Genomic DNA, 24299 nt, shown 5'->3' on the forward strand with positions numbered 1-24299 from the left:
GGAGATCGGCAAGATGAAGGCCGGGGATGTGGTCCACCTGACCACTGCGGCCAGCGTGCAGTTTCTGCGCCCGATCTTCGTACGTGTCATCCGCGAGTTGCCCGAGCGGCACACGTACGACGGGTGGGTCTGGATCGAGGGTTACCAGCTGAACGCGGCGGGCGACGCGGTGGCGCGGCGCGAGCTGTACGTGAGGCGAGCCGGCGTGCGGTGGCAGGCCCTGCCCGTCGCACCGATCAGGCCAGCCAAACGCCGGCGAGACCCGGTGCGGGTCGGATGATCGCGCGCCCTCGCCCGCACCTGCCGGTGCGCCCGGCGTGGCGGTGTCGCAACTGCGCCGCGCCCTGGCCGTGCGGCCCGGCCCAACTCGCCCTCGCCGCCGAGTTCTACGGCCATTCGATCGCCCTGGCGTTCTACCTGGCCGCGTCCATGCGGGAGGCGATCGACGACACGTACGAACTGGGGTTGCGCCCGGATCTACCCGCGCTCCACGCCCGGTTCCTCGGCTGGATGTCCGTCGCCCGTCGGCGTCGCCGGTCACATCGGCTCTGAGCGGTATACCTCAGAGTCATATTCATACCTCTGAGGTATACCGCTCAATGTGGCATCCGCCCCGACGGAGGCTACCGACGGTTACCGCCGCCTGCGCCTACAGCTCCAGCCAGGTAAGGATCTACTCGTCTAGTGCTTCTTGAACACCGGCATGGTGTCCAGCGTGGTGGTGATGTTCTGTGTGGTGCCGCCCCGGTACGTCTTCCCGGTGAAGATGTCGGTCCAGCTGTTGCCCGGCGGGAACCACACCGACGTCGTGGCGGTGGTGCCCGGAGTCGTCACCGGTGCCACCAGGTAGTCCGGGCCGTAGAGGTACTGGGAACCGGCGGTGCCGTACGCGGCCTGCTCATTCGGGTACGCCAGGTACATCGAGCGGACGATGGGCGTACCCGTGCGGGTGGCCTCCTTGGCGGCGGCGTAGGTGTACGGCTGCAGCTCCTTACGCAGGTTCAGGAACTTCTTGGCCGACGCGTTCGCCTCCGGGCCGTACTGCCAGGGCAGCCGGTCGCTGTGGTTGGAGTGCAGCCGGTCGATCGGCTGGAACGTGCCGAACTGCACCCACCGGGCGTAGAGGTCGTCGGGCAGCTTGGTGCTGCCCGGTTCGGTGCCCGGCTCATGGAGGCCGCCCGTGTGCCCGCCGATGTCGTGGCTGACCGCGGCGAGCCCGGTCGCGGCGGACTCGCCCGGCGTGTAGCCGACCTCCATCTGGAGGGTCGACCAGTCGGAGGTGGTGTCACCGGTGAAGTGCAGCGTGGTGCGCTTGTCGGCCCACGGGCCGGTCGACACGGGGGTCGGGCTGCTGTAGCCGCCGGCCTGCAACGAGCCGTACGCGCGGGAGAACGCGAAGCCGGTCTTGTCGGCGTACTGCTGGTTGATCCACGCATCCGCGGTCACCCCGGCAAGCGAGGACTTCGTGTTGTCGCAGCACCAGTCCAGCCACCAGAGGTCCGGGCCCTTGGTGCCCTTGGGCAGCATCTCGTCGTGCAGCTGCAGGTACGCCTTGAGCTGGTCCGGGTCGCCGAAGTCGAACGCGTAGCAGTCGGGGCCGCCGTTGCAGCCGACGCGCTGGAGCTTGCCCTTCGCGGTGGCTTGCGCCTGCGCGAACTTCGGGTCCGAGCCGAGGATGCTCGGGTGGATGTTGATGCCGGTGTGCAGACCCTGCTTGCTGGCCCAGTCGAAGAACGCCTTCGGGTCGGGGATCCGGGTGGGGTCGATGCTCCAGCCGTTCCACTTGTCCGGCGCCTTGATGTCGGTGTCGAGGACAAGAACATCCATGGGTACGCCCTCAGCCCTGGCCCGGGCCACCAGGTCCTGGAATTCGCTGGCGGTGCGGTCGTAGTACTCGGAGTACCACACCCCGTACGCCCACTTGGGCAGCAGCTTCGTGGGCCCGGTCAGGGTCGACAGGTCCTTGAGGCCACGGGTGAAGTCCTGCCCGTACGCGAAGACGTAGCCGTCCTGCTCGGCGGCGGGCCGGGGCTTGGTGGTGCTCAGGGCCGAGGCCGAGTCGTCGAGCAGGTACCAGCCGTCCTGGTAGAGCAGGCCCGGGGCGGTGAGCGCGGCACCGGTCACGCCGTCCAGGCCCCGGCGGTAGCCGCCGAGCGGCGCGTGCGGGGCGAGCAGCGGGGAGCCCTTGCTCGTGACGGCGACCGTGTCGATGTTGACGTTGCAACTGGCGTCCGTGGGGCACCCCAGCGTCACCGTGTTGGTGCCACGGTCGAGGTGGACCGGGACGGAGACGGTGTTCCAGTAGTCCCACCCGCTGGTCGGCGCGAGGTCGCCGTGACCGGTGCCGCCGTTCCGGCCGTTACCGACATCGTCCGCGCCTGGCTCGGCTGGGCGCCGGCCTGGCCGTTGGCGTAGCGGATCTGCACCTGGTAGTCACCCGGGGACGGAACATCCGTCACGGTGAGCGCGACGGCAGCCGTGGTGCTCTCCAGACCGGCCAGGAATCCCGTACCGGAAGCGCCGTTGTGGTCGTTCGCGGGCTTCGCGCCGCCGGTCAGCGCGCCGGTCTCGGCCTCACCCAACGTGCCGAATCGCAGGGACTGCGGCTCGGGCGCGGCCGGCGCCGGGAACGGATCACCCGGGTTGAGCACCGCGAGGCTGTCGATGTTCACATTGCCGGAGTCGTTGGGGCCCCGCACCACGGTGATCTCATGCCGACCCGCGGTGAGGTCGACCGGCACGCTGGCCAGGCCCCAGGTGTCCCAGTTCGCGGTGGGCGGCAGCGTCAGCGTACGGCCGGAGTCGCCGTCGATGAGAACCGTCAGGGTGCGGGCCACGTTCTGGCCGTCGCCGCCGGTGCTGTTGGCGTAGCGGACGGAGAGCTGCTTCGTGCCGCCTGCCGGCGCGTCGAGCGCGAACGTGACCGAGTCGCCGGACGAGGCGAAACCAGCCGCGAAGCCGCGCCCGGTGTATCCCCGGTGGTCGGTGGCCACGCCGGGACCGCTCAGCTGTAGTGATTCGGCCTCGCAGAGCGCACCGAACGCGCACGCCGGAGCAGTGTGGCCGGCCCAGGGCTGACCCTGCACGAGCTGCTTGCCGGTCTTGAGCCGCACCGTCAGGTTGTCGGCGGTGAACGCGCCCGAGCCGACCTGGTAACGCAACGTCATCGCGCCGGTGTCGATGGTGAGCCAGCCGTGCTCGACCTGCTTCGTGAAACGCGTACGGGGGAAGTCGTCGCGCCCGATGGCGTTGAACGTGGCGGCGTCGGTGAACCTGCCGTCCTTCTGGTACTCGGTGCGGATCAGGGTCGGGGACAGCACCTCGAAACGGGCGTTGCCCGACCGTACGGCTGAGTCTTGCGCCTGGTGGTGGCTGGCCTGCGCCGGCCCGGACGGAGCGAGAGCCAGCCCCGTGCTGAGAATGCCGACAGCGACGACTGCTGTCGCGCGACGGCGCGGTGAGTTCCGATAGAGCAAGATGCGCTCCTCGTCTCATATGGAGGAAATAAGTCGTTGACAACGCTGTCACTCGACGGAAACACCTGTCAACGGGCGTCGGAGGGTGTCCCTTCTCTCTTACGCGCACAGGTTGACGACCGTGGCACGGGAGGGGCGGGTCAGCAGCGGGGGCGCCGAGCGCGGCGAGTCCACGCGTCACCGTGCCCACGCGGGTAGCTACCAGATGTGTCCGCGTTCGTCGATGATTCGAGGCGAATCGCCGAGGAAGGTGTCGGCCGGAACCGCCCCGTGCGCCAGTTGAGGGTGTCCAACCGGTACAGCGTGGCGCCTTAGGAAGCGGCAATCGCGGATCCTCAGCCCCCTACCTGCCCCGACGCAACTCAGAATCCCGCCGGGTCCGGCTGCGTTGCCGGGCCCTTCTAAAGTGCCGACCATGCCCCGTCGACGGCCGAGCCGAACCTTTCTACGAGTGTTCTCGGCGTTCTATCTCGCTCTCGCGATGACGGGCGCGGCGCTTGTCGCCTGGTCGCTCGCAGGCGAGCAGCGGAGATCGGAGGCATCGGCCGAGGTGCTCGACGTCGAGGGGCACGGGACGCGAACCATCCTGACGGTTCAGTTCAGCACCGAGCGTGGCGTGGTGTGTGAGGTGAGCTTTCGCTCGTCGGTCGTTGCAAACCGAGCCGTGACCATCGGCGAGCGTATCCGTGTCGCCTACGGCGAGAGCCATCCCTGTCTGGGAGTGCGCGAGGTCGGCGACCGATCGCCTTGGTACATCTTCATCATCGCGGTGGTGGTTCTGACCGCCGCCGTCATCATGGCCTACGTCGTCTGGCGCCGGCCGCGACCTCCGCTGCCGCTCCGCTACGCGGGAATGCCCTAGCGGTCTGGACGATCGGACCGGCGAAGCCAGCCGCGGCAACCTGTACACCCCTCTGCGGGCCAGCGTCGCCCTTGTCGTTCACCTGGTCAGCAGCGGGGGCGGTCCAGTGGGGCTGCGCCGGCGAGGGCCTCGACTGTCGCCGGTGGTGCGGTCGACTCGGCCGGGGTCGGTGAGGGCGCGATGGTGGGGCTCGGCGCGGACGTGGGTGGACTGCTCGGCGGGGGCGAGGCGAGGGAGGCCGTAGTGCGTTGCACCTGCCTCGCGACCATCCGGATGTTCGTGGCGGTCGTCCTGTGGCCGTACACGTCGGTAACCCTGATGCGGTACGGCCCGGGGCCGATCCCGTCCTCGATGGTCCAGTAGTTGTCGACCTGGCGGGCCGCCTTGCGGAAGCCGCCGCTCGACCCCTGCGCCTCGACCGAGCGCAGCGGGTTGCCGTGGTTGCCGACCTGCACGGCGAACCACCACTGCGACGCGCCACCCTTGAGCCGGAAGGTGAGGCCGCCGTCGAGCGGAGGGTCCACCACCGCCCGGTACGTCACCTGCGCGATGCCCTGCGCCCGGTCGGCGATCCGCGCGAACGCCTCGTCGGAGAGGTCGATCTTGCTGGGTCCGCACCCGCCGCACTGGTCCATGACCATCACCCGGACCGTGCCCTTCGGGCCGCTGACGTCCAGGTAGCTGCCGCAGGCCGCCGCCCCGGCGTACTGGGACGCGCCGAGGGCCACGTAGAGCCGGTCGGCGGGAGGGCCCGGGAAGGAGCAGGTGCCGCCTGAGCGGCCCGCGTCGTAGAAGCTCGCGGTCCCCTTGTGGACGGTGTTGCCCGCGGGCGGCGCGGCGCAGGCCGGGGCGGCGCCGCCGCGTACGGCGAGGGTGATGCCTAGTACGGCGGCCAGGGCGGCGATCCCGGTACCGGCCAACCAGTGCCTGACCCGCCGATTCAACCGGGGCGTGCCGTTGTCGCCGGCCGGGTTGGCGTTCTCCGCATCCGTGCTTGGTGCTGCCGTCACGGCGGCTGATGTTGCCGCACCGTGCCACGGCAGCGCAAAGCCGTCGAGCGGACCGTCACGCCCCGGAACCGGCGGGTGCGCAGTCCGTTGCGTCCGCCGTGACTTCTCGTATGGCCACGGCGCCTGCGTGCGGCGTTCTAGGCTCCGAGATATGGCGGTGGCGTGCCCTTCTCGACATTGGCGCAGAAGTCCGGGCAATGCCCTCACCCGATGATTTCCCTCGCGAGGCGCGAACTCAGACAGGGAGGAAGCACGCATGGCGGTCAAGACGAAGACCCGTCCCGGCACCACGGAGATTCGCCCGATGCAGGTGGAAATCCCGCAAGCGGACCTGGACGACATGAAACGGCGGATCGCGGCCACGCGTTGGCCGGAAAAGGAAATCGTCGACGACCAGTCGCAGGGCGTGCCACTCGCGACGATCCAGGCCCTCGCACGTTATTGGGAAAATGAGTACGACTGGCGCAAGGTCGAATCACGGCTGAATGCCCTACCGCAGTTCATGACCACCATCGACGGGGTGGACATTCACTTCATCCACGTGCGTTCCAAGCACGAGGACGCTCTGCCGCTCATCGTCACGCACGGGTGGCCCGGATCGGTGATCGAGCAGTTGAAGATCATCGAGCCGCTCACCGACCCCACCGCCCACGGCGGCAGCGCGTCGGACGCCTTCCACCTGGTGATCCCGTCGCTACCCGGCCACGGCTTCTCGGGCAAGCCGACAGCGTTGGGCTGGAACCCGCAGAAGATCGCGACCGCGTGGACCGAGCTGATGACGCGTCTCGGCTACTCGCGGTTCGTCGCCCAGGGCGGCGACTGGGGCGCGGTCATCGTGGACCAGATGGGCATCCAGGCGCCCCCCGAACTGCTCGGCATCCACACCAACATGCCCGGCGCGATCCCAACCGAGATCGACCTGCTGTTCCAGGGCGACACCACAGGCGCGAACAACGCCATGGGCTCGCTGCCCTCGGGTCTGTCCGCCGACGAGATGCGTGCCGCCGAGGAAGCCAACTACGTCTGGAAGCATGTCGCGTACGCCCTGATGATGGCGACGCGTCCGCAGACGCTCACCGGCCTGGCGGATTCGCCGGTCGGCCTGGCGGCCTTCCTGCTCGACCACGACGCGAAGAGTCTGGCCCTGATCGCGCAGGTCTTCGACGGCGCCCAGGCGGGTCTGACCCGCGACGACATCCTGGACAACATCTCGCTCTACTGGTTGACGAACACCGCGATCTCGGCGGCCCGCCTGTACGCGGAGAACAAGCTCTCGTTCTTCGCCGCCAAGGGCGTCAACGTCCCGGTGGCCGTGAGCGTCTTTCCCGACGAGCTGTACGAGGCCCCGCAGAGTTGGGCGGAGCAGGCGTACCCGAACCTCATCTACTTCAACAAGCTCGACGTGGGCGGGCACTTCGCGGCCTGGGAGCAGCCGAAGATCTTTTCCGAAGAGGTTCGCACCGCCTTCCGGTCGCTTCGCTAGATGGCCGCGTTGGGTCGTGCGCACCTGCCGCCGCTCGGCGGGGCGGTCGAGTGGCTCAACTCCGCGCCGCTCGGCCCCGCCGAGCTGCGGGGTCGCGTCGTCCTGGTGAACTTCTGGACGCTGACCTGCATCAACTGGCTGCGCCAGGAGCCGTACGTCCGGGCCTGGTCGCAGGCATACCGCAACGACGGCCTCGTCGTCGTCGGGGTGCACACCCCGGAGTTCACCTTCGAGCACCAGGTCGACTGGGTGCGCCGGGCGGTCGCGGCGCGCTCGATCGACTACCCGGTCGCGGTCGACAACGACTACGCGATCTGGCGTGCCTTCGACAACCAGTACTGGCCGGCGCTGTACTTCGTGGACACCGACGGGGTCATCCGCGACGAGCACTTCGGTGAGGGGCGCTACGAGCAGTCCGAGCGGAGGCTTCAGCAACTGCTCGGCGTCGAGCGCGCCCCCGTACCCGTGCGAGGGCTCGGCCCGGAGGCGGAGGCCGACTGGGGCAACCTGCGGACGCCCGAGACGTACCTCGGGTTCAGTCGCGGCGAACACTTCGCGTCGCCGAACGGCCCCGCGCTCGACGAACGCCGCGCCTACGACCTCCCCGATGCCCTGGCCCTCAACCAGTGGGCCCTCGCCGGGGAGTGGACGATCGGGTCGGAGAACGTCGTGGTCGATCGGGCCGGCGGCAGCATCGCTCTCCGGTTCCACGCCCGCGACGCGCATCTCGTGCTGGCCCCCGGGGCGGGACGGTCGATCCCGTTCCGGGTGCTCCTCGACGGCGAGGCTCCCGGCCCGTCCCACGGCGTCGACGTCGACGAGGCCGGCAACGGCGTGCTGGAGGACGGCCGCCTCCACCAGCTCGTCCGCCAGGACGGCGCGGTCCGGGAGCGGACCCTGGAGGTCACGTTCGGCGAGCCCGGCGCCGAGGCGTACGCCTTCACCTTCGGATAGGCCCGGTCAGCGGCGCAGGTCGACCCTGCTGACCTCGCCCGAGAACGGCGAGATGGTGCGTACCTGGGGGCCGGGGCGTAGGCGGGCGTCCGTCGCGTACCGGTCGGCGAGTGCCTTCTCCGCGGCCTCGTCGCCGCCGTCGGCGGCGAGCAGTAACGCGGCGATCTCGTCGGCGAGCGTGAGGTCGGCGTCGGCGAGGTCGTCGGTCATCGCGCCGAAGCCGTCCCAGAGCAGCAACTCGTCCTTGCGCCGATGGGCCAGCTCGTGCAGGACGTATTCATGGATGAACCACGGGCCGCGGATCGGCAGTTCCGGGCTCACGCCGTAGGAGTCGGGATCGATCGCCCCGGCCCGGTACGCCGACCAGACCCGCGCCGCCGAGTCGAAGAGCCCTGCCGTCGGGTCGATGTCGTAGCCGTCGAACGGCCAGTCGCCGGCCGGGTCGACCTCCGGGTCGGCCCAGACCCAGCGGTGGCCGTTCCAGTACTCCACCAGCACGTGATCGTGGTGCCAGCCGGGCGTGAAATAGGAGGCGAAGCCGACCCGGCTGCGGCTCGGGATACCGTGCTGACGCAGCAGCGCGACCGAGAGCAGCGTGTGGTCGCGGCAGCAGCCGGCCACCCGGTCGACGGCCGGACGCTCGGTGCGCAGGGGCAGGGCAAAGCGGGACTGGTCGGTGTCGAGGATGCGGTCCACCCAGCGGCTGTTCACCTCGTCGAGCCGGTCGATGGGCAGTTCGACGCCGCCGGCGCGGTAGTGGACGATCACGTTGCGGGCGGTCGCCGCCACGGTGGCGATGTCGGCGGGCACGGCGTCGAGCAGTGCGCCATGCCGGCCGGGGTCGCTGTACGGGGAGTGCTGTCGGTAGCTGTCGACGTCCATGGGGCAAGTCTTCGTCCTGCCACCGTGTCAGGGTCAAGGCGTCCGCACGCGATAGTGTCGCCTGCTGTGACAGCGCCCGTGATCACCATCGCCACACCAGCAGACCGTTTCGCGGTGGTCGGCTCGCTGGTCGCCGCGTTCGTCAAGGATCCCGTCCTGCGGCACCTCTTCCCCGACGACGCGACCTATCCGCGCTACGCCGCCACCTTCTTCGGGAACCTCTTCGACAGGCGGGTGCACCGGTCGTCGATCTGGACGATCGGCAGCGGTGCGTCCGTCGCCATCTGGGAGCCCCCGGCCGAATCCCCGGCGGCCGGGCACGGATCGCCGGCGGCCGGGCACGGATCGCCGGCGGAAGTTCGATACCCCGCTGACGTGCGGGCCCGCGTCCAGGGCTACGACGAGGCCGTGCACGCGGCCCTGCCGACGTACCCGTTCTGGTATCTCGGTGTCCTCGGCACCCACCCGGACAGCGCCGGGCGCGGTTGGGGCCGCGTGGTCATGCGGGTCGGGCTGGCCCGCGCCGCCGCCGACGGCCTGCCGGCGATCCTGGAGACCAGCAATCCGGCCAACGTCGAGCTGTACCGCCGCGCCGGCTGGGAGGTGGTGGGGTCGCTGTCGGAGCCCGTGCCCACCTGGATCATGCAGCAGTCACCCCGCTGAGCCGTGGACGCCGCCAGCCCTGCCTCCCCGCCCACCCGACCGTTGCGGGCATCGGATGTCGGGTGGGCCACCTGCCCTGCCGCCTAGCGTTGCTGCTCGTCAGGGAAAGGAGGTCCGGGTGCTGGAGCGGCTCAACGAGGCCATGGCGCACATCGAGCGGCACCTCGACCAGCAGATCGAGGTGGCCGACCTGGCGCGGATCGCGCTGACGTCGGAGTACCACTTCCGGCGGCTGTTCTCCGCGCTGGCCGGCATGCCGCTGTCGGAGTACATCCGTCGGCGTCGGCTCACCGTCGCCGGCGCGGACGTGCTGGCGGGGGAGCGGACGTTGCTCGACGTCGCCGTGCGCTACGGCTACGGATCGGCCGAGGCGTTCGCCCGGGCGTTCCGCGCCGTGCACGGCGTGGGGCCGGGAGAAGCTCGGCGTACGGGGGCAGCGCTGCGCGCCCAGCCCCGGATGTCCTTCCGACTCACCGTGGAAGGGAGTGGCAGCATGGAGTACCGCATCGTCACCAAGGACGCGTTCGCGCTGGTGGGGCGCAAGGCCCGCGTCCCGCTGGTGCACGAGGGGATGAACCCGGCGATCGTCGCGTTCATCCGCAGCATCGACGCGGGAACGACAGCCCGGATCGAGGCGCTCTCCGATCAGGAGCCGGCCGGGGTCGTCAACGTCAGCGACAACCTCGCCGACGGTCGGGCCGAGGGCAGCGAGCTGGACTACTGGCACGGGGCGGTCACCGGCGCCACGCCGCCGGAGGACCTGGACGCGTTGCCGGTGGCGGCCGGAACGTGGGCGGTGTTCACCACCTCCGGCGCGTTCCCGCAGGCCGTGCAGTACCTGTGGCGGGACGTCTTCACCCAGTGGTTCCCGTCCAACCCGTACCGCAGCCGACCGGGACCGGAGATCTCCCGGGTCCGGGTGTCCGCGGACGGGACCACGGCGGACGCCGAACTGTGGATCCCCGTCGAGCGCGTCGCGGCCTGACGGACGCGGCTCAGGCGGGGACGTCGTCCCAGGTCGTGCCGGGCGGGAGGTAGCCGGCTGACGGGTTCTCGCGCAGCGCGTAGGCGAGGACCAGCAGCGCGTGCTTGTCCAACTCGGGCAGCCGATCGAGCGGGAACCACCGCACGGCCAGCGACTCGTCGTCGTTGACCCGGGCGGTGCCGGCCACGACCCGGCAGACGAAGCCCAGGTTCAGGTATTCGCAGTGGTCCCCGTTGGGGTAGGTGTGCGGGTGCGAGACGGCACTGGACAGCCGTACCGGCGTCACGTCCAGGCCCGTCTCCTCCCGTACCTCCCGGACGAGCGCGGTGGCCGGCTGCTCGCCCGGCTCCACGAAGCCGCTGATCACCGACCACCGTCCGTCGTCGGAGCGCTGGCCGAGCAGCACCTCGCCGGCGTCGTTGCGGATCACCGCGCTGACGCTGGGCAGCCACAGCAGGTCGTGGCCGACGTGTTTGCGCATCCCCACGATGTAGTCCGGTACCGCCATCGGGCGATCATAGGCCGCGCGTGGGCGCCCGCCGCCGTCCCGGCAGCGCCGCGCCGCGCTCAGCCCGACCAGGCGACGGTACGACGAAAGCGCGCGTACTCCCCGGCCAGCTCGGCGTCGATCCGCTCCATCCGGGCGGGGGTGAGCACCACAGCAGGGTCCTGCCACGGGCGTCCGGCGAGCATCCGGCGGCGTAGCCCGATCGGCGGGTGGGCGGCGAAGAGCGAGGCCTCGTCGCGGACCGACAGTTGGCGCAGCAGCGGCAGCCGGTCGCTGCTCGCCGCCCGGGCCTCGGCGAACGCCGATCGCCAGCGGTCCGGGCCGTGCCCCGCCCGCGTCTGGACGCGCACCGCCAACGCCATCGACTCGCCGGCCAGCAGGGCGTCGAGCAGGCCGGTGGCGGCCGTCGTGCCGGCGACCCGGGCGGCCAGGTCGTCGGCCAGGTACTCGGCGCGCTGGCTGTCCCGCAGCGCCACGCTCACCAGCACCAGGTACGCGCCGAACAGCACCCGGGACACCACCCACTGGAACGCGCGGCCCAGCGCGTCACCCACCATCTCCACCAGGCCGGCACCGATGGTGGTCCGTACCGGCCGGAACAGGTCGGCGGCCGACGCGAGCATGGTGAACGCGGGTTGGGTGAGCAGACCCCGACGCGGGTCGCCGTTGACGAAGTGGCCGAGTTCGTGCCCGAGCAACGCCACCCGTTCGCCGGCGGGAAGCGAGCCCCACAACGGCAGCCCGAGCCCCAGCACCCTGCGGCGTCGCACCCCGACCGCGTTCGCGTACGCGTTGATGTCGCCGTCGACCCCGACCACGTGCGGCGCTGGTGCGCCGATCGCCGCGGCCACTTCGTCGATCAGCCCGAACAGCTCCGGCGCCCGGTCGCGGGACAGCACCTCCAGATCCGGGTCGACCCGGCCGAAGCGCGGCCGCAGAGCGACAGCCAGGCCGACCATCGCCACGCCCAGCACGATCGCCAGGTTGGGAAAGGGGAACGCCACGATCAGCCACCCGCCGACGACCGCGAGGGCGAGCACGGCCGCGACCAGCAGCAGGGACACCACCGCGGTCAGCACCCGTGCCCCGTTCGACCCGCCATCACCGAGCGGGCGGCCAACCAACTGCCGGAACTGCCGCCCGGTCGCCTGGAACGCCAACCGGTGGGTCCACCTGTCGACCCAGGTCCAGCCGAACTCGCGCTCGCGCCGCCGGGGGTCGTAGGCGTCCAGGTTCCACTCACAGCCGGGGCACCACGGCACCGCGTCCCGAAGCGATGCGGTGGTGGTTCCGCATCCCGGGCACGCCCCCGCGCCGGTCGCCATGTTGATCACGGCCACGAATCCTGCCCCGGATCGCCGTACGCGGGAATCGACCGTTCGGTCACCGGCGTTCTCGCGCGTCCAGTGCCCCCACCTGCACTTCTTTCGGTGTTTTCGCCCGGAGCGCGGTAAGCGTCTCTACTGTGGAGAGGGTTCGGCGACTTGTGTGATCCGGTGGCGGTCAGCCGGTTCGCGGTGCACAGTGATTGCCATGAGCGACAGCGGACGTAATGGGCAGTTCTACTGGTGCACCCGGCACCACCGGGTCGAGACGGACACCGACGTGTGTCCGGCGAAGCACGTCCTCGGCCCGTACAACTCGGCGGCCGACGCGGAGAACGCCCTGCAGCGAGTGCAGGAGCGGAACGAGGCGTGGGAGGCCGAGGACGCCCGTTGGGCCGGGGACGACAGGTAGACGGCGCGGGACGGCCCGCGTCGCGGTAGTTCGTGCTCCGCGAGGACGCACGCGAGAGCACGTCCCCGAGGAGGGAACCACGATGGCCGAAGCACAGCAGGCCACCACCCGTCCGGCCGCCCGACGCACCACCGCGAAGAAGACCGCCGCGGCGGAGCGCAACACGGCGGCGAGCCGGACCACCCCCGTGCGCAAGTCCACCACTGGCGCCGCGAAGGCGCCGGCCCGCAAGGCGGCCGGCGGCGCGGGGCGTGCGCCGGCCAAGAAGACCACCGCGGCGGCGAAGAAGGCCCCGGCGAAGAAGGCCGCTCCCTCCAAGACGGCCGCCACCACGACCGCCGCCGCCAAGACCGCTGCGGCGAAGAAGACCGCTGCGGCGAAGAAGACCGCTGCGGCGAAGAAGACCGCGACCAGGACCAGCGCGGCGGCGAAGAAGGCTCCGGCGAAGAAGGCCCCGGCCAGGACCTCGCCCGCCACCCGCAAGACGACCACCGCCGCGAAGCGGACCCCAGCGCGCAAGAGCACCACCGCCGCGAGCAGGACGACGGGTACGGCGAAGAAGACGACAAGCGCCGCGAAGAAGACCACGGCGTCGGCGGCGAAGAGGACGACCGCCGCCGCGAAGGCGCCCGCGCGCAAGGTCGCGACCAAGGCGTCCACGGCGAAGAAGACGGCCGCCAAGAAGGCCCCGGCGAAGAAGACGGCGGCGACGAAGGCGCCCGCCAAGAAGGCGGCGGCGAAGAAGACCGCTTCCACCCGCCCGAGCGGCGGCGCCCGCAACGCCCCGGCGAAGAAGGCGCCGGCCGCGAAGGCGACCGGCACCTCCTCGATCACCGCCCGCAAGGCGGCGGCGAAGAAGGCCCCGGCGAAGAAGACCACCGCGGCCAAGGCGCCGGCCCGCACGGTGACCGCCCGCAAGTCACCCGCCCGCCCGGTCGCCGCACGAGCCACCACCCCACGGGGTACGCGCAGCACCGCCCGCAAGGCGACCGGCTGAGCGCAGGCAGCCTCGGCTCGACACCCACGGAGATCTCGGCCGGTCACCGGAAGCGGATCACCGGTGGCGCTGTCAGGATTGACCCCGTGGTCATCCGACGCGTACTCGCGCCCCGCATCGACTTCGGCGCGCTGCGCCGCGAACTCGGCCTGCCCGAGGGTTTCCCGGCGGCCGCCCAACGGGAGGCCGACGCGGCGGCTGCCGCGCCGCCCCGGCCGTCCGTCGACCGCACCGACATACCGTTCGTGACGGTCGACCCGGCCACCTCACGTGACCTGGACCAGGCGATGCACCTCGCCCGCCGCCCAGGCGGCGGCTACCGGGTGCGGTACGCGATCGCGGACGTCGCGGCGCACGTCGAGCCGGGCGGCGCGCTCGAGGAGGAGACCTGGCGGCGCGGGCAGACGGTCTACCTGCCCGACGGCAACGTGCCGCTGCACCCGCTGACGCTCAGCGAGGGCGCGGCCAGCCTGCTGCCCGACGACGACCGCGCCGCCGTGGTGTGGACCATCGACCTGGACGCCGACGGCGGCACCGTGGCCGTCGAGCTGGAGCGCGCCCTGGTGCGCAGCCGGGCGAAACTCGACTACACCGGCGTGCAGGCGGCGGCCGAGGCAGGCCGGCTGCCCGAGCCGATCGCGCTGCTGCCCGAGATCGGCGACCGGCTGACGGCCCGGGGGCTGCGCCGTGGCGCCATCAACCTGCCGCTACCCGAGCAGGACGTGGAGCCCGACGGTGACGGCTGGCGGCTGGTGCTGCGCGGGCCGGTGCCGATGGAGGAGCACAACGCGCAGATCTCGTTGCTGACCGGGATGGCCGCTGCCGACATCATGCTGGCCGCCGGGGTGGGCCTGCTGCGGACGATGCCGGCACCGAAGCCGGAGGCGGTGCAACGCCTGCGGGCGGCCGCCGCTCCGCTGGGCGTGCACTGGCCGGACGGCGCGGGCCCCGGTGAGGTGATCGCCGGCCTGGACGCCGCGCAGCCGCGTTCCGCCGCGTTCATCGACCAGGCGGCCGAGCTGATGCGCGGCGCCGCGTACACCGCCTTCGACGGCACTCGGCCGGAGCAGCCGGAGCACGGCGGGGTGGCCGCCGCGTACGCCCATGTCACGGCGCCGTTGCGGCGCCTCGCCGACCGGTACGCCACCGAGGTCTGCCTGGCCCTGCACGCGGGCCGCGAGGTGCCCGACTGGGCCCGCGCGGCGCTGCCCCGGCTGCCCGAGGTGATGGCCAGCACCGACCGGACCGCCTCGGCGGCCAGCCGCGGCGCCGTCGAGCTCACCGAGGCGGTGCTGTTGGAGCACCGGGTGGGGGAGACCTTCGACGCGGCGGTGCTCGACGTCGACGCTCCGCCCAACGGCAAGTCCCGGCCCCGCCCGCCCGGCGGAACGGTGGCCCTGGACGCCCCACCGGTACGCGGCCGCTGCCTCGGTGCGCTGCCGCTCGGCGAACGGGTCCGGGTCCGCCTGGTCACCGCGGACCCCACGGCCCGCACGGTGCTGTTCGAGCTGGCCTGAGCGGTGTCGTTCGGGGGCGGTGTCGTTCGGGGGCGGTGTCGTTCGGGAGCGGTGTCGTTCGGGAGTGGTTCGCTCGGGTAGCGGGGATTGTCACAGCGGCTCGCGCTGCTGACGGACCGGGCGGTTTGCGAGGATGAGCCCATGGCATACGACGCGAGCACGCTGCCCGACGTGTCCGGGCTGACGGTCGGCATCATCGGCGGCACCGGCGACCAGGGCCGTGGCCTCGCCTACCGGCTCGCCCGGGCCGGGCAGACGGTGCTGATCGGCTCCCGATCGGCGGAGCGGGCCGCCGAGTCCGCCGCCGAGATCGCCGCTCTGCCCCGGATGCCGGCCGACGTCCGCATCACCGGCGCGGCCAACGACGAGGTGGCTCGCCGCAGCGACGTCGTGATCATCGCGGTCCCGTGGGACGGGCACGCCGCCACCGTCGCCGCCCTCGCCGAGCCGCTCGCCGGAACGATCGTCGTCGACTGCGTCAACCCGCTGGGCTTCGACAAGCAGGGCCCGTACGCCCTCCCCGTCGCCGAGGGCAGCGCCGTCCAGCAGGCCGCCGCGCTGTTGCCCGACTCCCGCGTCTGCGCCGCGTTCAACCATGTCAGCGCCCCGCTGCTGGCCGACCCCGAGGTCGACCGGATCGACCTCGACGTGCTGATCTGCACCGAAGACCGGGAGCTCGTCGACATCGTCGGAGCGCTCGCCGCCCGGATCCCCGGAATGCGCGGCATCTACGCCGGCCGGCTGCGCAACGCCCACCAGATCGAGGCGTTCACCGCGAATCTGATCGCCATCAACAAGCGCTACAAGGCGCACGCCGGCATCCGCGTCACCGACCTCTGAGAGCGCACGTCCGCTCCGGGTAGGGACGGTCGGGCGCACCGCTCTTGGCCGGACGGCCAGGGTCTGCCCGGTCGCTCTGAATCGGCTGGTCAGATGACAGCGCCCTGAGGGACCATGCGGCGTGACCGATGCTGATGGGGTGCTGAGGATCGCCTCGCAGAGCTGACGAGCCTCCTACAGCGAGATGATCCGGAGGTCGTCGTGTCGCTGTGGCACGACCTTTCGCATGTGAGCGGGCTCTTGCGGCTGCTGGCGTACCTCGACCTGCCCGACACTCGCCAGGTGCGCGAAAACTAGGTGTCGCTACCGATCGAGCCAGGTGTCGCTACCGATCGAGCCGCCCATGCTCGGTCGCGCCGAGGCCGGGCGGCTCGGCCCATGCGCCGCCAGGCTGCACCCCACGGCACGCCTTGTCGGCTCACGCACGCGCAGCATCTGACCACGAGCTAACGAGGCTGAACGGCGGCCTGACTGGGGTGATTGGCTGCCTCGGTGTGGTCACGTCCGCCGGTGGTAGTGGTTGCGGCGGGGGACCTGTTCGGGGTCGAGCCAGGCCGGTGGGATGAATTCGGGGTGGCCGTCGCCGCCGAGGTGGACGGTCCAGTCGCCGTGGTGGATGTGTCGGTGGTGGTGGCCGCAGAGGAGCACTGAGTTGTCGAGGCTGGTGTCGCCGCCGTTGGCCCAGTGTCGGATGTGGTGGGCGTCGCACCAGCGGGGTGGGCGGTCGCAGCCGGGGAAGGCGCAGCCGCGGTCGCGCAGGACGAGGGCGCGGCGGAGTGGGCCGGTGATGAGGCGGCGTTGTCGGCCGACGTCGAGTGGTTGGCCGGCGCTGCCGAGGACGGCGGGCAGGATGGTGGCGTCGCAGGCGAGGCGCCGCACGGTCTCCGGGGCGAGCTCGAAACCGGTGTCCAACGTGCCTCCGCCGAACTGCCGGCCGAGGCCGTCGTAGCTGGTGGTGACGACGATCTGCGCGGGCTCGCCGCCGTGCTCGGGTAGCTCGCCGGTACGCAGGCTGAGTCGGCACAGGTCGGCGAGGGCGTCGTGGCGGCGTTGGCCGGGGGAGCGTTGGTCGTCGGGGCCGGTGGGCGCGGTCAGTGGGTCGATGGCGGCGCGGAGCAGGCCGGCGGTTTCGGTGTCGAGGATGCCGGTGAGGCGCAGACGGCCGTCGGTGAGGGTGGAGAGGGTGACGTGGCGGTCGCGGGCGGCTCGTCGGGCCTCGGCGTCGAGAGCGGCCTGGGCGGCGGCGTCGGCGATGTCGGGGGCGACGTGGTCGAGGATGCGGGTGCCGAGTTTGCGCAGCAGGGTGGGGTCGAACTGCCCAGCCCACTCGACCAGCAAGCCGACCGCCTTGTCGGCCGCCGCGCTGCCGGCGGCGGCCTCGACGGTGGTGACGGTGTCGGCGATGACCCGGGCCTGGTCGAGCGTGATGTCGGCGTCGGCCAGTGCCTGTCGTATGCCGGGGTTGCCGGTGTCGAGGGTGGTGGCGAGGTCGACGATGCGGCGGGCGGCGGGGACGGTGAGGTGCAGACGCTCGCGCAGCCACACCGCCGTGGAGGACGCGCCCTGCGCGGTCGCCGCGCGCCGGCCGTCGAACTCTCGGATCAGCGCCAGCTTGACGGCGGCGAGGCGCTGCTCGATGCGGTGCGTGGCGTCGAGCGCGGCGATCAGTTCCTGCTCGGGCAGAGCCCAGGTGGCCGAATCGGCGCAGGCCGTGACCGCGGCCTCTGCCTGCGCCAACCCCTCCATCATGGCCCGAGACTAGAACACCTGTACGACATTTTCAGCGACCAAGATCGATTGAGCCGTCAGCGCTTCAGACTGGGAGCGGAGGGACCAGCCGGTGAACGGGAACACCGTGCCGCCGGCCCCGCCGCTCCCAGTCCGCTCCAGGTCGTGCCGCCCCTCGTCGTGCCCAAAGGAGGTGGGGCCGGCGAGGAGCGGGCAGCAGGCAACCCGGCCACACCGCCACGCAGATCGCCGGTGGTGACGGCCGCGGCCTGCGGCCCGTGGACTCGGCCTGCGGACTCGGCCTGCGGTCCGTGTGCCGCGGACTCGGCCTGCGGCCCAGGGACTTGGCCCGTGGCCCAGGGACTCGGTCCGTGGCCCAGGGACTCGGCCCGCGGCTCGTGGCCCGTTCAGCGCTCTAGAAGGTGTGTTCGGCTGCCGGGAACTCGCCGCCGCGGACCTCGTCGGCGAAGCGGCGGGTGGCGTCGGTGAGGACGTCGGCCAGGTCGGCGTAGCGCTTCACGAAGCGCGGGGCCTTGCCGGTGCGCAGGCCGGCCATGTCCTGCCAGACCAGCACCTGGGCGTCGGTGTCCGGGCCGGCGCCGATGCCGACCGTGGGGATCGCCAATTCGTGGGTGATCTGCTTGGCCACCTCACCCGGCACCATCTCCAGCACCACCGCGAACGCGCCGGCCTCGGCCACCGCCCGCGCGTCGGCCAGCACCTCGTCGGCCGTGTCGCCCCGGCCCTGTACGCGGTAGCCGCCCAGGGTGTGCTCGCTCTGCGGGGTGAAGCCGATGTGCGCCATCACCGGGATGCCGGCCCCGACGATCGCGGCGATCTGCGCGGCGCAGCGTCGGCCGCCCTCCAGCTTCACCGCGTGGCAGCCACCCTCCTTCATGAACCGGACGGCGGTGCGCAGCGCCTGGGTGGGGCCCTCCTCGTACGAGCCGAAGGGCAGGTCACCGACGACGAGGGCCTGCTGGGTCGAGCGCACCACGGCCCGTACCAGCGGAAGCAGGTCGTCGGCGGTCACCGGCAGGGTGGTCTCGTAGCCGAACACGTTGTTCGCGGCCGAGTCGCCGACCAGCAGCACCGGCACGCCGGCCCGGTCGAAGATCCCCGCCGTGTACTGGTCGTACGAGGTGAGCATCGGCCACCGCTCGCCACGCTCCTTGGCGGCGATCAGGTCGCGGGTGCGGACCCGACGGGTGGCCGGTCCGCCGTACAGCGCGGTCACCTCGTTGGGAGTGGACTCGGTCATGACTGTCTCCTTCCTCGAGGCCGCCTGCGCGGTCCCCGGGTTCCGTCGCGATCGTCGCACCGCCAGGCCCGGCGACGGCAGGGCGCAGTGGAAGATGTCACTCACGACCGTCGCGCACCGGGCACGCCGCACGCGCCGGCCCGGGTCCGATGACCCGACCCGGGTGTACGGGCTCAGCCGTGCTCGCGCCAGCGGTTGGTGATCGGCAGACGACGGTCGCGGCCGAACGCCTTCATGGAGATCTTCGTGCCGGGCGCCGACTGGCGTCGCTTGTACTCGGCGGTATCCACCAGCCGCAGCACCTTGTCGACGACGGCCGGGTCGTGGCCCGACTCGACCAGCCCGTCGCGGCCCAGGTCGCCGTCGACGTAGCCGATCAGGATCGGGTCCAGCACGTCGTAGTCGGGCAGGGAATCGCTGTCGAGCTGGCCCGGGCTCAGCTCGGCGCTCGGCGGCTTGCCGATCGAGTTCTCCGGGATCGGGGCGGTCTCGCCGCGGCGGGCCGCGTCCGCGTTGCGCCACTTCGCCAGCCGCCAGACCAGCGTCTTCCAGACATCCTTGATCGGGTTGAAGCCGCCCACCGAGTCGCCGTACAGGGTGGAGTAGCCGACCGCCAGCTCGCTCTTGTTGCCGGTGGTGAGCACCAGGTGGCCCTCCTGGTTCGACAGCGCCATCAGGATGACACCGCGGACCCGGGCCTGGAGGTTCTCCACGGCGATCCCGGACAGCGACAGGTTGGCGAGGAAGGCGTCCACCATCGGCTGGATCGGCTCGACGCGGTAGTCCAGCCCGGTGCGCTTGGCCAGGTCGGCCGCGTCCTCACGGGAGTGCTCGGAGGAGTGCTGGCTGGGCAGCGACACCCCGACCACCCGGTCCGGGCCGAGCGCGTCGACGGCGAGGGCGGCCACCACCGCCGAGTCGATGCCGCCGGAGAGGCCGAGCGCCACCGACGCGAACCGGTTCTTGTTGACGTAGTCGCGCAGGCCGAGCACCAGCGCGTGCCACACCTCGGCCTCGTCGGCCACCGGCTCGATCAGCCCGCCGGCGGCGGCCGGGCCGGACGGCGCGGGCGGGATCACGTCCACCGTGTGGTGCGCGACCCGCATGTCGTCCGCGACGTTCCGGCTGCCCGGGGCCGTGGTCGCGGCCGGCAGCTCGACGTCGTGCACGAGCAGGTGCTCGACGAACTGCGGGGCGCGGGTGAGCAGTTCGCCGTCGGAGGTGACGATCATCGAGTCGCCCTCGAAGACCAGCTCGTCCTGGCCGCCGATCATGTTGACGTACGCGATGGCGGCGTTCGCCTCGGCGGCCCGGCGGCGAACCAACGGCAGCCGGATGTCGTCCTTGTTCAGCTCGTACGGCGAACCGTTGATGTTGACCACCAGGCCGACGCCGGCCTGCCGGGCGGCGGCGAACGGGCCGCCGGCCTGCCACAGGTCCTCGCAGATGGTCAGCGCGACGTCCACCCCGCCGATCCGCACCACGGTCAGCTGGTCGCCGGAGACGAAGTAGCGGTCCTCGTCGAAGACGCCGTAGTTGGGCAGGTGGTGCTTGAAGTAGCGGGCGACCACCGTGCCCCGGTGCAGCAGCGCGGCGGCGTTGCGGGCACCCCGGCCCGGCTCGGCGTCCCCGCTGATCTGCGGCGGCCCGTCGGCGTCCAGGTAGCCGACCACGACCGGCAGGTCACCGAGACCGTCCTCGGCGAGGTCGGCGGCGAGCCGCTGGAGGGCGGCCTGGGACGCGGCGACGAAGGAACGCCGGAAGACCAGGTCCTCGACCGGGTAGCCGGTCAGCATCATCTCCGGGAAGAGCACGAGCTGGGCGCCGGCGTCGGCGGCCTGGCGGGTCCAGCTGCGGACCAGGTCGGCATTGCCGGCGAGGTCGCCGACGCTCGGGTTGACCTGGGACAGGGCGAGACGCAGGGTGGGCATGTCCTCATCTTGCCTCAGCCTGACCGGAGCAATCCGTACCGTCGGACGAGATGGCGGCCACGCGCGAGCGCCGCGCGACGGCCAGGCCGGATCGGTACCGTTCGGCGGCGGGACGCGAGGGGACGGACGGCGGCGGTTCGCGTAACGTCTGCGTAACCAGGCCCGGGAACACTGGGCGGTCAGGTCGGGTACAGCCCGACCAAGGCGGACAAAAGAGTTGTCGCGAGGGGTTGGGGAAGTGGACCGTCAGCAGGAGTTCGTCCTCCGTACGCTGGAAGAGCGGGACATCCGGTTCGTCCGGCTGTGGTTCACGGACGTGCTGGGCACGCTCAAGAGCGTCTCGGTGGCGCCCGCCGAGCTGGAAGCGGCCTTCGAGGAGGGCATCGGCTTCGACGGCTCGGCCATCGAAGGCTTCGCCCGGGTCTTCGAATCGGACATGGTGGCCATGCCCGACCCGACCACCTTCCAGGTCTTCCCGTTCGAGGGTGGGGTCAGCGGCGAGAGCGCCCGGATGTTCTGCGACATCCTGCTGCCCGACGGCGGCCCGTCCTGGGCCGACCCGCGGCACGTGCTGCGCCGCGCGTTGTCCAAGGCGGCCGAGAAGGGCTTCACCTTCTACACCCACCCCGAGATCGAGTTCTTCCTGCTGGAGAACGGCCCGCAGGACGGTTCGGTGCCCACCCCGGTGGACACCGGCGGCTACTTCGAGCACACCACCCACGCGGTGGCCCGCGACTTCCGCCGCCAGGGCGTGCTGGCGCTGGAGCGGATCGGCATCTCGGTGGAGTTCAGCCACCACGAGGTCGCCCCCGGCCAGCAGGAGATCGACCTGCGCTACGCCGACGCGCTGACCACCGCCGACAACATCATGACCTTCCGGCACGTGGTGAAGGAGGTCGCGCTCTCCACCGGTGTGCAGGCCAGCTTCATGCCGAAGCCGTTCACCGACCAGCCGGGCAGCGGCATGCACACCCACCTGTCGCTGTTCGAGGGCGAGCGCAACGCCTTCCACGACAGCGGCGACCCGATGAAGCTCTCCAAGGTGGCGAAGTCCTTCATCGCCGGCCTGCTGGTGCACGCCCGGGAGTACACGGCGGTCACCAACCAGTGGGTCAACTCGTACAAGCGGCTGTTCCCGCAGGCCCTGCCGGACCGGATCACCGAGAGCCCGGCGTACGTCTGCTGGGGTCACCTGAACCGGTCCGCGCTGGTCCGGGTCCCGGCGTACGGCAAGCCGAACTCCGCCCGGGTCGAGGTCCGGTCGCTGGACTCGGCGACCAACCCGTACCTCGCCTTCGCGGTGCTGCTCGGCGCCGGCCTGAAGGGCATCGAGGAGGGCTACGAGCTGCCGCCGGGCGCCGAGGACGACGTCTGGTCGCTGAGCAGCGCCGAGCGCCGCGCCATGGGGTACGAGGCGCTGCCGGAGAACCTGGCCGAGGCGATCGACGTGATGGCCGGATCCGAACTGGTCGCCGAGGTGCTCGGCGAGCACGTCTTCGACTTCTTCCTGCGCAACAAGCGGGCCGAGTGGGAGCAGTACCGCCGCGAGGTCACCCCGTACGAGCGGCAGCGTTACCTGGCGCTGTAGTCGCGGGGCTGACGGGGTGGCGCGCTGCCGCTATCGTCTCGATCACCGCGCCGGTACCCCTCCGGGCGGAGAGTCGGGAGGCAGTCGGTGCTGGAGGACCTGCTCAGCGGTGCCTGGCAGAGCGTCGTGTTCGGGGTCGTGGGCGTCGGGCTCATGGCTGCCGGGTTCGGGCTCGTCGACCTGCTGACCCCAGGGCGGTTGCGGGAGCTGATCTGGGTCGAGCGCAACGCCAACGCGGGGTTGCTGCTCGCCGCCAACCAGCTCGGCATCGCCGGCATCGTCTTCACGGCGATCCTGACCAGCTACAGCGACTTCGGCCGGGGGCTGGCCTCCACCGTGGTCTTCGGGCTCGTCGGGCTGGCCATCATGGCGCTCGCCTTCTTCGTGCTCGACCTGCTCACCCCCGGCAAGCTCGGTGAGGTCATCTGCTCGTCCGAGCCGCACCCGGCGGCCCGGGTCAGCGCCGCCACGCACTTCGGCGCGGCGCTGATCGTCTGCGCCTGCATCGCCTGAGGCCGGTCGCCTGAGCGCGCCGCGTCCCGGGCTGTCGTCGTACCCCGGCCGTAGCGTGCCGGGCATGAACCGCACGGACCGGCTCTACGCCCTGGTCGAGGAGCTGCGGGCGGTGTCGCCCCGGCCCCGCAGCGCCCGCTGGCTGGCCGCCCACTTCGAGGTGAGCAGCCGGACCATCGAGCGGGACATCGGCGCGCTCCAGGAGGCCGGGGTGCCGATCTGGGCCGAGCCCGGGCGCACCGGCGGCTACGTTCTGGACCGCAGCCGCACCCTGCCGCCGGTCAACCTGACCCCGGCCGAGGCGGTGGCGATGGCCGTCGCGCTGTACCGGCTCGCCGGCACCCCGTTCGCCGGGCCGGGCGCCACCGCGCTGCGCAAGCTGGTGGCGGTGCTGCCGGCCGCCGACGCCGCCGAGGCGCACCGCCTCGCCGGCCGGGTGCACCTGATCGGCGACGGGCCGGCCACGCCCGTCCCGGCCACCGTCGCCGACGCGGTCACCGCGCGGCGGGTGCTGCGCATCCGGTACGCCGACCGCGCCGGCACCGACTCGGTGCGCGACGTCGAGCCGCTGGGCTACCTCGGCAACCCCCGACACTGGTATCTGCTCGCCTGGTGCCGGCTGCGCGACGAGCTGCGCTGCTTCCGTACCGACCGGATCGGGGACGTCCGGGCGCTGCCCGAGGTGGTGGTCCGGGAGCTCCGCCTGACGGATCTCGACATCCCCCGGGAACGGGTCCGTCCGCTGAGCCTGGTCTGAGTCGGGTCGGGCACGCACCGATCTCCGTCGGGTGATCCGGAAACACCGACAGGACGGTGTCGCGGACGGCCCCGAAACTGCTCTGGACGACGGCGAACCGCCGTCCCGGCAACTCTGGAGGCAGCACGTGTCCACGACGCCCATCACCTGGTTCGAGATCGGCACCGACCGGCCGGAGGAGGCGGAACGCTTCTACGGCGAGCTGTTCGGCTGGACCTTCGAGGAGCAGGGCGCCGGTAGCGGCGGGTCCTATCGGGTGACTGGTGCCGGCGGTGACACCGGGATCGGCGGCGCGATCCGGGCGACCGACGGTACGTCCCCGAACTACGCGGTGTTCTACGCCGAGGTCGACGACGTGGCGGAGACCTGCCGGCGGGCCGAGGCCGCCGGCGCGAAGGTGCTGGTGCCCGCGCGGACCGCACCCAGCGGACTCACGCTCGCCCATCTGCTCGACCCGACGGGAAATCGCATCGGCGTGTTCGCACCCCCGCCCACCCAGGGCTGACGCGCGCGGCCCCCGCCACGCCGGGGCTGACGTCAGTCCCAGGGGCATGATCGACTCCAGGTCGCCGATGTGGCGGTGTCCGAGTGCGATGGACGCCGCCAC

General features: G+C 71.7%; 24 protein-coding genes. 15 read left to right on the forward strand and 9 right to left on the reverse strand.

The features are described 5' to 3' along the window. The first annotated feature begins 13 nt into the window (after positions 1-13). Positions 14-280, forward strand: a complete 267-nt coding sequence (locus ABZU46_RS12005) for a hypothetical protein (RefSeq protein WP_354856692.1) — start codon at positions 14-16, stop codon at positions 278-280. Further along, entirely contained in the window at positions 277-552 is a 276-nt protein-coding gene (locus ABZU46_RS12010) for a hypothetical protein (RefSeq protein WP_354856636.1), read from the forward strand. The genes ABZU46_RS12005 and ABZU46_RS12010 overlap by 4 nt, the downstream gene beginning before the upstream one ends. 129 nt (positions 553-681) lie before the next feature. Here ABZU46_RS12010 and ABZU46_RS12015 read toward each other — a convergent pair whose 3' ends face one another. Both ABZU46_RS12015 and ABZU46_RS12020 read right to left on the reverse strand, forming a co-directional pair. Continuing rightward, the gene (locus tag ABZU46_RS12015) at positions 682-2253 is read right to left on the reverse strand and encodes a TIM-barrel domain-containing protein (protein WP_354856638.1); all 1572 of its coding nucleotides are present in this window, start codon (positions 2251-2253) and stop codon (positions 682-684) included. After that, positions 2250-3476 (reverse strand): CBM35 domain-containing protein, encoded by a 1227-nt coding sequence (locus tag ABZU46_RS12020; RefSeq protein ID WP_354856640.1) that lies wholly within the window; start codon positions 3474-3476, stop codon positions 2250-2252. Before ABZU46_RS12020 ends, ABZU46_RS12015 begins: the two co-directional genes overlap by 4 nt. A 451-nt stretch (positions 3477-3927) precedes the next feature. Here ABZU46_RS12020 and ABZU46_RS12025 point away from each other — a divergent pair, with 451 nt between their 5' ends. After that, entirely contained in the window at positions 3928-4338 is a 411-nt protein-coding gene (locus ABZU46_RS12025) for a hypothetical protein (protein WP_354856642.1), read from the forward strand. 86 nt (positions 4339-4424) lie between these two features. Here the strand turns inward: ABZU46_RS12025 and ABZU46_RS12030 are convergent, their stop codons facing one another. After that, a complete protein-coding gene (locus ABZU46_RS12030; RefSeq protein WP_354856644.1) occupies positions 4425-5348 on the reverse strand; it encodes an expansin EXLX1 family cellulose-binding protein in 924 nt (307 codons plus the stop codon). A gap of 256 nt (positions 5349-5604) precedes the next feature. Here ABZU46_RS12030 and ABZU46_RS12035 point away from each other — a divergent pair, with 256 nt between their 5' ends. Both ABZU46_RS12035 and ABZU46_RS12040 read left to right on the forward strand, forming a co-directional pair. Next, the gene (locus ABZU46_RS12035; protein WP_354856645.1) at positions 5605-6831 is read left to right on the forward strand and encodes an epoxide hydrolase family protein; all 1227 of its coding nucleotides are present in this window, start codon (positions 5605-5607) and stop codon (positions 6829-6831) included. Further along, positions 6832-7785 (forward strand): redoxin family protein, encoded by a 954-nt coding sequence (locus ABZU46_RS12040; RefSeq protein WP_354856647.1) that lies wholly within the window; start codon positions 6832-6834, stop codon positions 7783-7785. It begins immediately after the preceding gene. Between the two features lie 6 nt (positions 7786-7791). Here ABZU46_RS12040 and ABZU46_RS12045 read toward each other — a convergent pair whose 3' ends face one another. Further along, positions 7792-8667, reverse strand: a complete 876-nt coding sequence (locus tag ABZU46_RS12045) for a transglutaminase domain-containing protein (protein WP_354856649.1) — start codon at positions 8665-8667, stop codon at positions 7792-7794. A 66-nt stretch (positions 8668-8733) separates the two neighbouring features. On the opposite strand from ABZU46_RS12045, the gene ABZU46_RS12050 reads away from it, so the two are divergent. Then, positions 8734-9330: a GNAT family N-acetyltransferase gene (locus ABZU46_RS12050; RefSeq protein ID WP_354856652.1), complete on the forward strand. Its 597-nt coding sequence runs from the start codon at positions 8734-8736 to the stop codon at positions 9328-9330. 118 nt (positions 9331-9448) lie between these two features. Then, positions 9449-10315: an AraC family transcriptional regulator gene (locus tag ABZU46_RS12055; protein WP_354856654.1), complete on the forward strand. Its 867-nt coding sequence runs from the start codon at positions 9449-9451 to the stop codon at positions 10313-10315. 10 nt (positions 10316-10325) lie between these two features. On the opposite strand, the gene ABZU46_RS12060 is transcribed toward ABZU46_RS12055, so the two are convergent. Together ABZU46_RS12060 and ABZU46_RS12065 are read right to left on the reverse strand one after the other, a co-directional pair. After that, the gene (locus tag ABZU46_RS12060) at positions 10326-10823 is read right to left on the reverse strand and encodes an NUDIX domain-containing protein (protein ID WP_354856656.1); all 498 of its coding nucleotides are present in this window, start codon (positions 10821-10823) and stop codon (positions 10326-10328) included. 59 nt (positions 10824-10882) lie between these two features. Then, positions 10883-12148 (reverse strand): M48 family metallopeptidase, encoded by a 1266-nt coding sequence (locus ABZU46_RS12065; RefSeq protein WP_354856695.1) that lies wholly within the window; start codon positions 12146-12148, stop codon positions 10883-10885. Between the two features lie 208 nt (positions 12149-12356). Between ABZU46_RS12065 and ABZU46_RS12070 the strand changes: the two genes are divergently transcribed. The 4 genes from ABZU46_RS12070 (at position 12357) to npdG (ending at position 15914) form a co-directional block, all read left to right on the forward strand. Then, positions 12357-12560 (forward strand): hypothetical protein, encoded by a 204-nt coding sequence (locus ABZU46_RS12070; RefSeq protein ID WP_354856657.1) that lies wholly within the window; start codon positions 12357-12359, stop codon positions 12558-12560. A gap of 82 nt (positions 12561-12642) precedes the next feature. Beyond that, positions 12643-13557, forward strand: coding sequence for a histone (locus ABZU46_RS12075; RefSeq protein WP_354856658.1), 915 nt, complete (start codon positions 12643-12645; stop codon positions 13555-13557). An 86-nt stretch (positions 13558-13643) separates the two neighbouring features. Further along, entirely contained in the window at positions 13644-15074 is a 1431-nt protein-coding gene (locus ABZU46_RS12080) for an RNB domain-containing ribonuclease (protein ID WP_354856660.1), read from the forward strand. 141 nt (positions 15075-15215) lie between these two features. Then, positions 15216-15914 (forward strand): NADPH-dependent F420 reductase, encoded by a 699-nt coding sequence (gene npdG / locus ABZU46_RS12085; RefSeq protein WP_354856662.1) that lies wholly within the window; start codon positions 15216-15218, stop codon positions 15912-15914. A gap of 498 nt (positions 15915-16412) precedes the next feature. Here the strand turns inward: npdG and ABZU46_RS12090 are convergent, their stop codons facing one another. From ABZU46_RS12090 to ABZU46_RS12100, 3 genes are all read right to left on the reverse strand, one after another. Further along, entirely contained in the window at positions 16413-17663 is a 1251-nt protein-coding gene (locus tag ABZU46_RS12090) for a DUF222 domain-containing protein (RefSeq protein ID WP_354856663.1), read from the reverse strand. Positions 17664-18057: 394 nt separating this feature from the next. Further along, on the reverse strand, positions 18058-18903 hold the full coding sequence (gene panB / locus ABZU46_RS12095) for a 3-methyl-2-oxobutanoate hydroxymethyltransferase (protein ID WP_354856665.1): 846 nt from the start codon (positions 18901-18903) through the stop codon (positions 18058-18060). A gap of 173 nt (positions 18904-19076) precedes the next feature. Further along, positions 19077-20834 carry an NAD+ synthase gene (locus ABZU46_RS12100; RefSeq protein ID WP_354856668.1) on the reverse strand — a complete coding sequence of 586 codons (1758 nt, stop codon included), beginning with the start codon at positions 20832-20834 and terminating at the stop codon, positions 19077-19079. A gap of 238 nt (positions 20835-21072) precedes the next feature. On the opposite strand from ABZU46_RS12100, the gene glnA reads away from it, so the two are divergent. From glnA to ABZU46_RS12120, 4 genes are all read left to right on the forward strand, one after another. Next, positions 21073-22422 (forward strand): type I glutamate--ammonia ligase, encoded by a 1350-nt coding sequence (gene glnA, locus ABZU46_RS12105; RefSeq protein WP_354856670.1) that lies wholly within the window; start codon positions 21073-21075, stop codon positions 22420-22422. 87 nt (positions 22423-22509) lie between these two features. Further along, positions 22510-22935, forward strand: a complete 426-nt coding sequence (locus ABZU46_RS12110; protein ID WP_354856673.1) for a DUF350 domain-containing protein — start codon at positions 22510-22512, stop codon at positions 22933-22935. Positions 22936-22999: 64 nt separating this feature from the next. Beyond that, positions 23000-23692: a YafY family protein gene (locus ABZU46_RS12115; RefSeq protein WP_354856675.1), complete on the forward strand. Its 693-nt coding sequence runs from the start codon at positions 23000-23002 to the stop codon at positions 23690-23692. A gap of 127 nt (positions 23693-23819) precedes the next feature. Beyond that, positions 23820-24197 carry a VOC family protein gene (locus tag ABZU46_RS12120; RefSeq protein ID WP_354856677.1) on the forward strand — a complete coding sequence of 126 codons (378 nt, stop codon included), beginning with the start codon at positions 23820-23822 and terminating at the stop codon, positions 24195-24197. Positions 24198-24299 lie beyond the last annotated feature (102 nt).

It is taken from the genome of Micromonospora sp. NPDC005197 (assembly GCF_040608295.1).
Classification (GTDB): domain Bacteria; phylum Actinomycetota; class Actinomycetes; order Mycobacteriales; family Micromonosporaceae; genus Micromonospora.